This window comes from Streptomyces sp. NBC_01077 (assembly GCF_045162855.1).
In the GTDB taxonomy this organism is placed as follows: domain Bacteria; phylum Actinomycetota; class Actinomycetes; order Streptomycetales; family Streptomycetaceae; genus Streptomyces.
Map to the genome: position 1 here is coordinate 9,010,578 of NZ_CP108669.1, position 12,532 is coordinate 9,023,109.

Below are 12,532 nucleotides of genomic sequence, written 5' to 3' on the forward strand. Positions count from 1 at the left end.
GACCGCGATCGACTGACACGCGCGAACGAAAGCACTAGCTTCGTCCCCATGAGCGACGAGATCACGGCAACGGTCGGCGGGACCTTCTACTCGTTCGACGGCCGGGTGTTGGAGATCTTCGGCGGCCACCCCGTCCGTTTCCACATCCGGCACATGCATCTGCGCGTCACGAGCCCGGACAGGAAGGGGAAGCAGACCGTGGAGATCTGCCACGGCCGGCCGGAGGCCCCGGGGGGAAGCCACACATGGACCTACACGGCCGCGGAACGGGACGACCTGCGTGCTCTGACCCCCGTGCTGGAAGCGGTGCAGGCAGCCATCGACTCGATGTCCCGGTGAACCCGAACGACTCCACCGCCCAGCCGCCGACCGTTTCGGGTCACAGTCTCCCGTCACCGCGGCTCGGACAGCGGAGGTACCGCACATGAACGCCGACACCGACCGGCCGACCCTCCTGTTGGTCCACGGAGCCTGGCACGGAGCCTGGTGCTGGGAGCCCGTAAGCACCGAGCTCGACGCCAACGGCTGGCGGTCCCACGTCGTCGACCTGCCCAGCGTCGCCCATCCCCTGGCCGGCCGGCACGACCCCGCCCGCCCGGTGGGCATGCTGGACGACGCGGACGCCATCCGGGACAGCCTCCGGCGCATCGACGGCCCGGTGGTGGTGATCGCCCACTCCTACGGAGGCGTCCCCACCACGGAGGCCATCGCGGATGCCGCGAGCGTGGTCGGGGCGGTGTACCTCGCCGCTTTCCAACTGGACGCGGGAGAGAGCATGTTCACGTTCCTCGGGGCGCCCGTGCCGGACGACGGCACGGGCCACGCCCCGCCGTACGAGGACGCCCGACGGGTACTCTTCGACGACGTGCCCGACGCCGATGCCGACCGTGCCGTGGCCCGGCTGCGCCCGCAGAGCGTCCGTTCCTTCACGGAGCGGGTGACCACGGCAGGCTGGCGCACCGTGCCCTCCAGCTACATCGTCTGCGACCGCGACCAGGCACTCGAACCGTCCCGGCAACGCGAGCTCGCCACACGCGCCGGCTCCGTCCACCGGCTGCCGAGCAGCCACTCGCCGTTCCTCTCGATGCCCCGGCAACTTGCCACTCTCCTGGGCCGGATCGCCACCCCCACCCTTCCCACCCAGCGCTGACGACCCGCTCGGTCCTCGGGATGAAGCGCTGGTCCCGCACGCCGGAGATGGACGCGGAGATGCTCCACAAGTCCGGGTGCGGGAGAGTGGAGGCCCAGGCCTTCTCGGAGCCCGACCCGGAAGCCCTGGGGACACCGATCGCACGGGCCTTGACGAGGCATGAGTCGCCCCCACTTCGCGAGCGAGACTGCGCTGCCGGGCCGACGCCGATCAGCAGGCCTGCGGCAGTGTGATCCGCGCCTGCGAACCGGGCGACCTCGTCCAGATCGACGCCGACAACACGGCGTGACTCAAGGGCATCGTCGCCGCACACGGCCGGCCCGGCATCAACCTCGTGGGCGACGGAGCGGATTCCCGAGGCGCGACCCTTCGTGGAGGAGAAGTACGAACTCCGGATCTGCGACAGCGGCCTCGTGCTCGCCCTGGCGGGCAGAGGCCGGCTGTCTGAGCAGCACGCCCTGACGTGGTCACCGACCCGGGCGGCGACACGATCTGCACACACACCGCCGTGGACGGCCATGATTCGCCGTCCGATCGGATCACCCTGCACCCCAGCCAGCACCACCAGCGAGACCGGTTTTTGCTGCCCATTCCTTCTCGGTGCCCTGGGTAAACCGCCCCTGCTGCCGCGCGGCTTCCCCGCCGGCCGTCAGCCCGCCTGGGGAGCCGCCGCCACCGCATGGATGACCGCTCTGCCCGTCACCGGCCGACCGTCGTCCTGGGCGCCCACCACTTCCCCGTCCGCCGTCCTCCCTGCAGGGTGGCCGTGATCTGCCCGCTTGCAGCGCTGGCGCGAGCGGACGGGCGCCCGTTTGCCGGATCCAGTTGAGCCAGACCCTCCGGTTGAATCGACGCGCGCGTCACCCCGAGCCGGCCAGGGCCCTGCTCTGGTACGCCATTCCGCCCCGCCTTCGTTCGCGCGCCTGTGATTCCCCTGATCACAAGGGGCTGCAAGGTGTCGATCACGTACATGCCACGACCTCCCCGCGCCTAGGCTCTAGAAAAACGACGAACAACGACGGGGGCAGGGACCATGAACATGACGGCGTATCGGGAAGAAGATGCGGGCACGCCGGCCCGGTCTCGACGCTGGCCGCTGCTCCTGGGGATCGTCGCACTCGCACTCACGGTGTCGGCCGGCGGGCTGGTCTGGCTGTTCCAGGACGAGCTGTTCCACCCCTTCGGCGATGTCCGGGCCTGCGAGGGAAGCGATGTGCCACTGCCCGTGGTGATCGACCCTGGGGATGCCGCGCTCCCGGCCGACGCCTCCGACGTCCATTACGTCACCCGCGAGGGCCGCGCCCAGGTCTCCTTCCTGAGCAGCCGGATACCCGACTACCTCCATCGCGCGAGTCTCCTCCCCGACGAAGCGCCCCTGTTCGACGATCGGCACGGCGCCGCCTACGGCCTGGGCGACGGCGAACCCGAGCTCCCCGAGGGACTGTGCGGCTCGCCGCTGCGCGGTCCCGCCTGGTTGTACGGCAACGACTCAGTCGCCGTCCTGGTCGAACGCTCCCCGCTCGCCCCCGATGCCTTCCCGAACCCGGCGCGCGCCATCGTCACGTACGCCCTCCCCTAACGCTTGAGTGAGGCTTGTCCTTCATCACGAAAACCTCAGTAACGAGCTCGTGCACGGTAGGCGGTGAGACGTCGAGCCTCGGATGGTTGACCATGGTCGGGCGGTGGGGAACGCGTCTCGTGCAGTGATCATCAGAAACCACCGGCTCACGGGCCTGTCGACCGATGTAATTGCTGAACTCATCGCCGAGGTAGGTCCGTTGTGGCATGAGCGTCATCTGGACAGGCTTGCGTCTCGGCCGCGGAAGCGGGCCGTGGGCGCCGGTGCGAAGTACCGGCTGGTGTTCGTCGACCGGCTCCTGGTCACCCTCGTTCATCTCCGTCACGGCTCCACCCACGATGTGCTGGCCTGCTGGTTCGGTGTGGACCGCTCCACCATCACCCGCGCCATCGGCGAGATGCGGCCCCTACTTGCCGAGCGGGGATGCACCGTCAGTCCCCGCGTGCGGCTGCGGACCCTGGCCGAGGTCGTCGAGCACCTCGGTGCCGGCGGGAAGACCGGCATCATCGACGGCACTGAGATCCGGGTTCGGCGGCCCGCCGCCGGCCGCAAGGACCGAGACCGGTTCATCTCCGGCAAGAACAAGCAGAACGCCGTCAAATTCATGGTGGTCACGGACGGCGAGGGGCGCGTGTTGTGGTGCCGCCCGACCGAGCCCGGAAGCTGCGCGGACATCACCCACGCGCGTCAATCAGGGCTGGTCAAGCTCCTGGTCGACGGACCCGCGGTCGAGATCCTTGCCGATGTCGGCTACCAGGGCCTCGCCGCCCGGACCGGCGGACGCGTGGTGACACCGCAGCACCGCAAGTTCAAGAAGAACGCCCCCGACGGGTACGAGGAGATGTACGAGCGGCAGCGCAAAGAGCACTCCTCACTTCGCATCCGGGTCGAGCATGGCATCGCCCACATCAAGAACTGGCGGTCCCTGACCCGCCACCGCGGCCGCCGCGAGCACATGAGCGACACCGTCCAGGCTGTGGCCGGCCCGCTCTCCCATCGGCAGACCGCAGACCTGATCCCCGCACAGCAGAGGTGAACACCGAGCCCCGCCGTGATCCTCGACGTCTCACCGCCTGCCGTGCACGAGCTCGCCAGGGCTGGTGACGGCCGAACCGGAGGTGCCGGCGGCGGGCGGTGGTGACGAGCTGGGCGGCAGCTGAGAACAATCGCAGCCGGAGCGGGCGAAGTTCCTAGCGGCGGGGTATGCGTGCGACGAGCTGGTCCGGGCCGGTTCCCGCCCCGGACGCGGCAGGGCGCCGCATGGGGCTGAGGGCAGGTCAGTGCGGGATGCTGTCGATCAGCTCGCGCGCCCCCTCGCGCAGGAGCGCGACGGCCACGGACGTGCCCAGCGTGGACGGGTCGAGGCGGCCGGCCCATTCGTGGGCGTTGAGCACGGTCTTGCCGTCCGGGGTGAACACGCAGGCGCGCAGTGAGAGCTCGCCGTTGCGCTCCACCCGGGCGTAGCCGGCGATGGGGGAGTTGCAGTGCCCTTGGAGGACGTGGAGGAGCATTCGCTCGGCCTGGGTCTCGCGGTGGGCGTCCCGGTCGCCGAGGCTGCTGATCAGGTCGATCAACTCCGTCTCGCCCTCGCGGCACTGGAGTGCCAGTACTCCGGCTCCGATCGGCGGCATCATCGTCTCCGTCGACAGGACCTCGGTGACGACGTCCGTCCGGCCGATCCGCTCCAGGCCGGCGACGGCCAGGAGCAGCGCGTCGGCGTCGCCTGCGGCCAGCTTCTCAAGGCGCCGGTTCGCGTTGCCCCGGATCGGGACGCACACCAGGTGCGGGTGAGAGGCGGCGAGCTGGGCGATCCGTCGTACGGAGGAAGTGCCGATCCGAGTGCCGGCGGGCAGTTCGTCGAGGGTGAGCCCGCCCGGGTGGATCAGGGCGTCCCGGATGTCGTCGCGCTTCAGGAACGCGGCGAACGTGGTCCCGGCCGGGAGCGGCCGGTCGGCGGGAACGTCCTTGACGCAGTGCACCGCGAGGTCGGCCTCACCGGCGAGGAGCGCGGCGTCCACCTCCTTGGTGAACGCTCCCTTCCCCTCCACCTGGGAGAGGTCGCCCATCCAGCGGTCGCCCGTCGTCTTGACCGGCAGGACGGTGGTCTTCACGTCCGGGTGGAGCGTGGCCAGTTCGGCGCGGACACGCTCCACCTGGGCGAGCGCCATCGGCGAATCGCGGGAAACGATGCGAATCAGATCACTCGGCATGAGGGCACGATAGACCTCTCAGATGCGGGCGGTTACCACCAACCCCGACGCCCAGTTCATCTGCGTGGCAAGCCAGTTGGTCACCTCGGGCAGTCGTTCGAGGAACCCGTCCTTCCTGGGCTGCTGGGTGTCCGGCCATGTGGCCTGAGCAGCATGTCGTCCACGACGTACAGCGCGATCCGGGCGTTGTTGGTTGTCAGGTGTTGCGCGGGGTGACCAGGCCGGATTCGTAGGCGAGGACCACTAGCTGGGCGCGGTCGCGGGCGTGGAGCTTGGTCATGGCCCGGTTGATGTGGGTTTTCGCGGTCAGCGGGCTGATGACCATGTGGGCCGCGATCTCGTCGTTGGACAGGCCCTGCGCGACCAGGACGACTGCCTCGCGTTCACGGCCGGTCAGCTCTTCCAGCGCCGTGCCTGTGGAGGTGGGCGGCGGCTGGGTGACGTACCGGTCGATCAGCTTGCGGGTGATCGAGGGGGCGAGGAGGGCGTCGCCGCGGGCGGCGACTCGTACGGCGTGCAGGAAGTCTTCCGGAACGATGTCCTTGACGAGGAATCCGGCGGCGCCGGCGCGCAGCGCGTTGAAGACGTATTCGTCCAGGCCGTAGTTGGTCAGGATGACGACGTGCACCCCGGCCAGGGCCGGGTCGGCGGCGATGCGCCGGGTCGTCTCGATGCCGTCGAGGACCGGCATCTGGATGTCGATGAGCGCGATGTCGGGCAGGTGGACCCTGGCGAGCTCCAGACTTTCGCTGCCGTTGGCGGCCTCGGTAACGACCTCGATGTCGTCTTCGAGGTCGAGGAGTGCGCGGAAGCCGCTGCGGATGAGCGGCTGGTCGTCGACCAGCAGGACACGGATCATGATGCTCGTTCCAGGGGGAGTTCGGCCTGGACGGTGAAGCCGCCCTCGCTGCGTGGTTCGGCGTGGAGCCGGCCGCCGAGGGCGGTGACTCGTTCGCGCATCCCGAGGAGCCCGATGCCTGGCACCGGGGCGGTTTCCGGCCTTGCCCTGCCGTCGTCGTCGATGCGGACCGCGAGGGCGTCCGGCCGGTAGTCGATGCGGACCGACGCCGTACCGGCGTCCGCGTGACGGGCGATGTTGGTCAGCGATTCCTGAACGACCCGGTAGGCAGTCCTGCCTACTGCGGCCGGCACGTCGTGCCGCTGGCCCTCGATCGTCAGTGTCGCCTCCAGGCCGGTCCTGCCGGCCCGCTCGACGAGTTCGGGGACGTGGTCGAGTCCGTGCGGTGGGGTGGTGTCGTCGTCGCGCAGCGCCTCCAGTGTCGCCCTCAGTTCCCGGGACGCCTCCCGGCCGGCCTCCCGGATCGCCAACAGGGCCTCAGGGACTTGTTCGCCGCGCTTTCGGGCCACGTGGACGGCGACTTCGGACTGCACCTTGATGACCGAGATCTGGTGGGTGAGTGAATCGTGCAGCTCGCGCGCGATGTGGAGCCGCTCCTCGTCGGCGCGGCGCCGTGCGGTCTCCTCACGGGTGTGCTCGGCTTCGTCGGCCCTCTGCTCGGCCTGCCGGAGGGCTTCACCGGCGGCGCCGGCTGCGATGAGCCAGGCGATTTCGAGGGCGCCCCGGGCCTGTGCGAATGCCTCGCCCGTATCGTGGAGGCCCGAGGCGAGGGCGGCGATGGGGAGAGCAGCCAGTACGGCCACGCTCACCGCCATCGTGATGACGCGGTGTCCCGCCCGCATGGCGGCGTACACCGCGAACAGGTACGCGACAGCGGCCACGTCGAAACCGGCCGCCTGGTAGCCCACCGCGCACACCCCGGTGACGGCAAGGACGGCAACCGGAGCCCGGCGGCCCGCGGCCAGCGCCAGACCTCCCGCCGTCAGCAGCACGTAGCCGAGCAGGTCGAGGTCCGTGGCGGAGTGCTGCCCTGACAACCCGGTGGCCAGCAGCGCCGCCGCCACGCCGACGGCGACCACCCAGTCCCTGACGCCGGCCGGGACCGCGAACCGTCGTTTGCTCATGTGGCGCACCCTAGCTGGGTGCTCCGGCGGGCGAGTCCCGCTCGTGGACGAGCGGCCGACTACCGCGCTCGCAGTACGTTCGTGGCGCCTGCCACGGCTGCGGCAGTGCGAACTGTCTGCGCCCGTGGGATGACCGGCGGTCGGTCCGGCAGACATGCTCGGACGAGATCCAGCCGTGGGAAGAGAAGGAGCACCCTGATGTCCGTTCGTCGCCTGATCGCCGCTGCCGCGACTGCCCTGCTCGGAGGCGTCGGGCTCGCCGCACCAGCGGCGGCGCACAGCTCGGTCCAGCCGCTCGCCGCCAGTGTCACCGACTTCGGCCTCGGGAGGCTCGGAGCCACCACGGGCGGGCTGCTGGGGCTGGCCGCCGTGATCATCGCCGGGCTGGCGTTGGCCCGCCCCGCGAGTCGTCTTGGCACCGCCAACGGGCCGTTCGGGGCCATGACGGCCATGGCAGCGGGCCTGATCGGCATGACCCTAGGTGGCCTGGTCGCGGCCACCGCCGACGGCGGTCTCGGAACCGGCAACGGGCTGGGCGGGGCCTACGTGGCGCTGCTGCTGGGGTTGATCGGCACGGCCCTCGGCGGGCGGTCTTTCACCCGCTCCCGCCGCACCGGCTGACCGACGACGGTCGTGGGCGAGGCCGAGGATGTTGGCGCCGTGCACGGTGACTCGCCGGCCTCCGGTGGGGGAGGGCGGGTGGCACTATCGGGGCGCCGTCCATACGTCCAGGGTGCATCTGGTCAGTCGAGGATGCCGAGCTCGGCGTCCGGTCGGCAGATCTCACACGCGCGGAGCCCGTCGACGGCCAGGGCCCGGCGGGCCTGCTCCTCGGTGAGTGGTGTGGTGCGTGAGGCCTGAAACTACCAGTCCAAGTTTTAGGCCTCCAGCCGCAGGAGGGCGGCCCTGGGCGAGCCCAGAACGTGGCGACGGCGCAGCCGCGGTCCTGACCGCCTACCGCCGCGCTGGAGCAGCAACTAGGATCTTCAGTGACATCGCGTGTCGGTCGCTGGCTGGGCGAGGCATGGAGGTGTCGGGAGATGCCCTCGGAGGCATTCCGTGCCAGTTGAGTTGAACCACATGATCGTCCACGCCCGGGACAACCGGGAGTCCGCCGAGTTCTTCGCGGGCCTGCTGGGCCTTGAGATCACCGCCGAGTGGGGCCCGTTCATTGCGGTCGACCTGAGCAACCGTGTCACGCTGGACTTCGCCACGATCCGCGCGGACGAGATCACCCTGCAGCATTACGCATTCCTGGTCTCGGAGGCGGAGTTCGACGCGGCCTACGCGCGAATCGCGCAGCGCCGCATCGAGCACTACGCCGACCCGCACCGGCAACACCCCAGCGAGATCAACCACAACGACGGCGGACGCGGCGTGTACTTCATGGACCCGGTCGGCCACTTCATGGAACTCATCACCGTGCCGTACGGCGGCCGGCCGTCGTAAGCGCAAGCGCCGAGGGCAGCACCCCGCGTCGGGGTGCTGCCCTCGACTGCTGCACGGGCCGAGAATCACAGTAGTCCGATGGCCGACCGGTCCGTCACGCCGAGGTTTCACCGGCGTTGGCGGTGTGGGAACGGCGTTGGCGGTGTGAGAACGGCGGGTGGGCAACCGGCCTATCGCGGCCAACCGGGCGCGGGGTCTGTGGGGAGGAGCGGGCGGAGAGCGCCCAGGAGGGCGCCGACGCAGGCGTCGCGCAGCTCGGTGCGGGTGCACGTCTCCGCCGTGAGCCAGTCGACGCAGAGCACCTGGACGAACACAAGCCAGCTCTTCAGGACGGCCGACACGGCGGCCCGGCTGCCGCCGTCGGCGAGCGGGAGCACGTCGAGGAGCCGGGCCCGCAGGACGTCCAGCTCGTCGGTCATGACCGTCTGGATCACCGGATCGCCGGCGAGCACGCGGTTCGCCGCGAGGACGGCGTTGCGGTTGGCGATGAAGTAGTCGAGGTGCACGTCGAGACCGGCGGCGAGTTGTTCGAGGAGGTCGCCGGTCGGGTCGAGCGGGACCTGTTCCAGCAGTCGGTCGGAGGCCTGCTGATAGACGGCCGCGAAGAGGTCGCGCTTGCCGGGGAAGTGGCGGTACAGCAGCGCGCGGGAGACGCCGGCGTGCTCGGCGACGTCCTCCATCAGCACGTCGTCGTACGGTCGGGCGGCGAAGAGCTGCGCACCTACGGCGAGGAACTGGGCGCGGCGCTCGGCGGGGCTGAGTCTTCGGCGGGGAGGCACGGGGAGAAGGTTACTTGACACGCGTCTACTAGTGACGTCTAGTAGACGCGTGTCTACTAATGGGGGTGGGTCGGATCATGGCCGGAGTTCTCAGGTGGCTCGTACGGACGATGGGGATCGCCTGCGTGGCGATCGGGCTGTTCCATGTGGCGCTCGGGAACGGCTCGGTGCCGGGCGCGGACTCGGCCGGCGCGACGGTCGACAGTCTGCAGCGGTTCTTCGGTGCGATCTTCGCCGGCTACGGGCTCGTCTGGCTCTGGGCGGCCCGGCAGTCGCCGATCCCGGCGACGGTGGTTCGGTGGCTGGCCGGGGTGTTCCTGCTGGGCGCGGTCGGGCGGTTGCTCTCGCTCGCCGTGCACGGGTGGCCCCACTGGTTCCAGGTGGTGCTCACGGTCATTGAACTGGTGATGCCGCCGCTGTACTTCTGGCTGGCGGACGCCGAGGAGAAGGCGGTCCGGACCGGGGCCGCGGCAGCCCAGGGATCGCCTAGGCCGGGGACCTACCCGCGCAGCTGAATCGTCTGTGTCAGGCGCCGGCGCCCACGGCATGGTTGCCGCCGAGAGCCAGTCGAGCTCCGCCATGACCGGTCATCTCCGGCTGTGGCGACCCTTGGCCGGCCAGGTGTTCTCTGAGCATGTGATGGATCGTCCGAACGTCGAGCAGCTCAGGCCCGCCCGGGACCCCCTGCCCGAGGATCTGAAGCAGTACGCCCGTGAGGTCGGGGTCGTCCTTGCTCGGGGACGCGATCGCCGCGCGGGTCGAAGATGTCGAGGTCAGTACATAGGTGCCGGTAGTGGCGGCGAGCTCTGCCACGGTTCCCATGGATTCCTGAACGGCCCGCCCGGCCGCCGCAATTGCGTCGGCCTGCCTCACTGATCGAGTACGGCGGCGACGGCCTCGATCTCGACGAGCTGGTCCTTGTAGCCGAGCACGGTGACGCCCATCAAGGTGCTGGGGACGTCGTGGTCGCCGAACGAGTCCCGGACCACCTGCCAGGCGGCCACCAGGTCCTCCTGCCGTGCCGATGCGACGAGAACCCGTGTACTGATGACGTCCTGAAGTGACGCGCCGGCGGCAGCGAGAGCAACCTGCATGTTCTCAACGGCCTTCGACGCCTGACCCGCGTAGTCCCCGACCGCGGCTGTTGAACCGTCGTCGTTCAGGGGACACGCCCCCGCGAGGAAGATCAGGCGGGACTCGGCGGGTGCCGTGGCCGCATACGCGTACTCGGCGACGTCGGACAGAGAAGTGGAGCGGATCAGAGTGATGGCACGAGCCACGGTGGTCGGGTCCTTTCCCATCGGGTGTTGAGTCCGGACATCCTGCCAACGACACGTCGCCGACGCCTCCCCTTTTCCTGCAGCCCACAGCGTCGCCGTCCCTGCTGGCCGACAGTCGTGAAGCGCCGCTCCATCGCAAGGCTCAAGGGAGTCGACGGTCGGCTACACGGTCCGTCAGTCCTTGTGCACGGGGCGGAGGGTGACCAGGTCGGTGCCGTCGCAATAGGTGAGGACGACACCGGGGCCCTTGCCGTGGTGCAGGAAGGCCCGGCAGTCCGATGCACCCTCCCAGAGGGTGTGGTCCTCGTGGTCCAGCAGGAGCAGGCGTCGGCCGTCCTGCCAGAAGCGGTCTGTGAGGACGCGTGCCGCGGGGCTCAGCCCGTCAGGGCGGACCGGCCGGTCGGCTTCGTTGAGGGCCCGGTCCGGCCGGCCGGGTGCGCGGATGATCTCGTTCATGGTGCCGTCCGTGACCAGGTACTCGCCCGGGGCGAGCCGCCGGGAGCGGCCCAGGGTACCGAAGTAGGGGTCGACGACGAGGGCACCCTTGGCGTCCGGCAGCGCCATGGCATAGCCGACGAACAGCGGGAGAGTGCGGTCCCATCGGCATCCGGTGCGCGGGTCGCGCGGGGCCTGGGGCTGGTCCCATACGAAGGTGTGCTGCCAGTCGCGGGCCTCGTGACCGTCGTCCTTCCCGGCCGGCCTGGCGAGGACCGTGACGCGACAGCTGCCCCTGGCCGGGGCGGTGGCCATGGTGATCCGTCCGTTGTGTTCGGTGATCCGGTCGATGCTGCCATGGGGCATCCGGAGGCCCGTCTTCCAGTACGGCCGGCCGCTTTCCGGGTCCAGGGTGGCGATGCGGTCGGGGGTGACCAGATACGGCCGGCAGCGGTCGACGCCGGGGCGTGGGTCGACGGTGAACGTGTCGGCCCGGCAGCCGTCCAGGACCCGTACCGACCCTGGCTCCGTGCGCGTCCACTTGCGCCGCCCGGACCGGGGTTCCCAGCCGGTCAGGTGGCAGGAACCGGGGCGGCAGTCAGCCGCCAGCACCGTCGCGAAACCGTCGGCGTACAGGAATACCTGGCTGCCCGGCGGGACAGCGTGCCGCCAGCTCAGGCGCCCCTGTTCCGGGTCGAGCCCGGCGATCGCGCTCGGCCCTCGGTGGCCTTCGCGTCCGCCGACCATCACGACCCTGTGGCCTTGGACGAGCGCGGAGTGTGCCGCGCCGGGTTGTTGTGAGGTCAGCGCGAACTCGGCGGGCAGCGTCAGCCGCCAGCCCTGCCGCTCCGGCCCTTCCCGCTGAACGAGCATGCGGCCCTGGCCGAGCAGCCCCGCTTCGGTGGAGTTCACCACCCAGGTACCGTCAGGCCCCGGCCGCACCGGCAACCGGACACGCGAAGCTTCCTCGGGAACCGCCTCGCCATCGCCGAACTGCGGCCCTTGCGGGGCGAAACACCCCGCGACCAGCAAGCCCAACACCCCGACCAGCAGCCCCCGCCACCCCCGACGCCGCATCGCACCCCCCGGATCCACGCTCAACATAGAGCGCCCGTCGCCCCACCTGCCATCCCGCAGCATGCATCTCCTGAGAACCATGCGCGGTCACAGCCAGATTGTGGCCAGCCACGTGACGACGGCCGCGGTGCCGACGAGTCCGACGTTGAGTGTGATCCGGCGATCCTCGCCGGTCAGATGGACGGCGATCGCACCGATCTGCAGGAGCAGGAACCCGAAGGCCGCGGGCAGTGCCACCCAGGGTGCGATGCCGGTCAGTGGCGGCAGGATCAATCCGGCGGCGCCGAGTATTTCGACGGTCCCCAGCGCCCTGACGGCGAGCAGGGGTATTCGGTCGACCCAGGCCATCATCGGGCGCAGTCGATCACGACTGCGGATCACTTTCATAGCGCCCGCATAGAGGTAGAAGAGGGCGAGCAGTCCGGCGACGATCCAGTATGCGATGTTCATGTTTTCCCCTCCGTGGTCACCGGTTGCAGGTGGCCAGTCGATTCGCAGGGCTCCACGGCGGCTTCCTTGAAGGAGACCGGGTCATCGTCCGAGGGACTCGGAAGAACGGGGAGCGCCCCTGCTTGGTCGGCCAGGTGAGG

Annotated in this window: 15 protein-coding genes and 1 pseudogene; 7 read left to right on the top strand and 9 right to left on the bottom strand. The window is 70.0% G+C overall.

The genetic code is table 11. From position 1 onward, the window contains the following. The first annotated feature begins 48 nt into the window (after positions 1–48). The 4 genes from OG462_RS40285 (at position 49) to OG462_RS40300 (ending at position 3,765) form a co-directional block, all read left to right on the top strand. Positions 49–339 (top strand): hypothetical protein, encoded by a 291-nt coding sequence (locus OG462_RS40285; RefSeq protein ID WP_406066935.1) that lies wholly within the window; start codon positions 49–51, stop codon positions 337–339. Positions 340–424: 85 nt separating this feature from the next. After that, the gene (locus OG462_RS40290) at positions 425–1,150 is read left to right on the top strand and encodes an alpha/beta fold hydrolase (protein ID WP_406065785.1); all 726 of its coding nucleotides are present in this window, start codon (positions 425–427) and stop codon (positions 1,148–1,150) included. Positions 1,151–2,189: 1,039 nt separating this feature from the next. Further along, on the top strand, positions 2,190–2,729 hold the full coding sequence (locus tag OG462_RS40295) for a hypothetical protein (protein ID WP_406065787.1): 540 nt from the start codon (positions 2,190–2,192) through the stop codon (positions 2,727–2,729). A gap of 124 nt (positions 2,730–2,853) precedes the next feature. Next, positions 2,854–3,765, top strand: a complete 912-nt coding sequence (locus OG462_RS40300; RefSeq protein WP_406065789.1) for a transposase family protein — start codon at positions 2,854–2,856, stop codon at positions 3,763–3,765. Positions 3,766–4,006: 241 nt separating this feature from the next. Here OG462_RS40300 and hemC read toward each other — a convergent pair whose 3' ends face one another. From hemC to OG462_RS40315, 3 genes are all read right to left on the bottom strand, one after another. Beyond that, positions 4,007–4,939, bottom strand: coding sequence for a hydroxymethylbilane synthase (gene hemC / locus OG462_RS40305; protein WP_406065791.1), 933 nt, complete (start codon positions 4,937–4,939; stop codon positions 4,007–4,009). Between the two features lie 196 nt (positions 4,940–5,135). After that, positions 5,136–5,798, bottom strand: a complete 663-nt coding sequence (locus tag OG462_RS40310; RefSeq protein WP_406065793.1) for a response regulator — start codon at positions 5,796–5,798, stop codon at positions 5,136–5,138. Beyond that, entirely contained in the window at positions 5,795–6,922 is a 1,128-nt protein-coding gene (locus OG462_RS40315; protein WP_406065795.1) for a sensor histidine kinase, read from the bottom strand. The genes OG462_RS40310 and OG462_RS40315 overlap by 4 nt, the downstream gene beginning before the upstream one ends. A gap of 198 nt (positions 6,923–7,120) precedes the next feature. On the opposite strand from OG462_RS40315, the gene OG462_RS40320 reads away from it, so the two are divergent. After that, complete coding sequence (locus OG462_RS40320; RefSeq protein WP_406065797.1) at positions 7,121–7,543, top strand: DUF6223 family protein; 423 nt, start codon at positions 7,121–7,123, stop codon at positions 7,541–7,543. Positions 7,544–7,665: 122 nt separating this feature from the next. On the opposite strand, the pseudogene OG462_RS40325 reads toward OG462_RS40320, so the two are convergent. Further along, positions 7,666–7,764: pseudogene (locus OG462_RS40325) on the bottom strand (DUF6233 domain-containing protein); the annotation flags it as partial. 217 nt (positions 7,765–7,981) lie between these two features. Between OG462_RS40325 and OG462_RS40330 the strand changes: the two are divergent. Next, positions 7,982–8,371, top strand: a complete 390-nt coding sequence (locus OG462_RS40330; RefSeq protein ID WP_406065799.1) for a VOC family protein — start codon at positions 7,982–7,984, stop codon at positions 8,369–8,371. A gap of 170 nt (positions 8,372–8,541) precedes the next feature. Here OG462_RS40330 and OG462_RS40335 read toward each other — a convergent pair whose 3' ends face one another. After that, positions 8,542–9,150, bottom strand: a complete 609-nt coding sequence (locus OG462_RS40335) for a TetR/AcrR family transcriptional regulator (protein ID WP_406065801.1) — start codon at positions 9,148–9,150, stop codon at positions 8,542–8,544. A 77-nt stretch (positions 9,151–9,227) separates the two neighbouring features. Here OG462_RS40335 and OG462_RS40340 point away from each other — a divergent pair, with 77 nt between their 5' ends. Next, a complete protein-coding gene (locus OG462_RS40340; RefSeq protein ID WP_406065803.1) occupies positions 9,228–9,665 on the top strand; it encodes a DUF4345 domain-containing protein in 438 nt (145 codons plus the stop codon). A 10-nt stretch (positions 9,666–9,675) separates the two neighbouring features. On the opposite strand, the gene OG462_RS40345 is transcribed toward OG462_RS40340, so the two are convergent. The 4 genes from OG462_RS40345 to OG462_RS40360 all read right to left on the bottom strand — a co-directional run bounded on the left by OG462_RS40345 (position 9,676) and on the right by OG462_RS40360 (position 12,392). Further along, positions 9,676–9,963: a hypothetical protein gene (locus OG462_RS40345; RefSeq protein ID WP_406065805.1), complete on the bottom strand. Its 288-nt coding sequence runs from the start codon at positions 9,961–9,963 to the stop codon at positions 9,676–9,678. 56 nt (positions 9,964–10,019) lie between these two features. Beyond that, positions 10,020–10,430, bottom strand: a complete 411-nt coding sequence (locus tag OG462_RS40350; RefSeq protein WP_406065807.1) for a RidA family protein — start codon at positions 10,428–10,430, stop codon at positions 10,020–10,022. Between the two features lie 174 nt (positions 10,431–10,604). Next, positions 10,605–11,780, bottom strand: a complete 1,176-nt coding sequence (locus OG462_RS40355) for a PQQ-binding-like beta-propeller repeat protein (protein WP_406065809.1) — start codon at positions 11,778–11,780, stop codon at positions 10,605–10,607. A gap of 249 nt (positions 11,781–12,029) precedes the next feature. Further along, a complete protein-coding gene (locus tag OG462_RS40360) occupies positions 12,030–12,392 on the bottom strand; it encodes a DoxX family protein (protein WP_406065811.1) in 363 nt (120 codons plus the stop codon). Between the last annotated feature and the right edge of the window lie 140 nt (positions 12,393–12,532).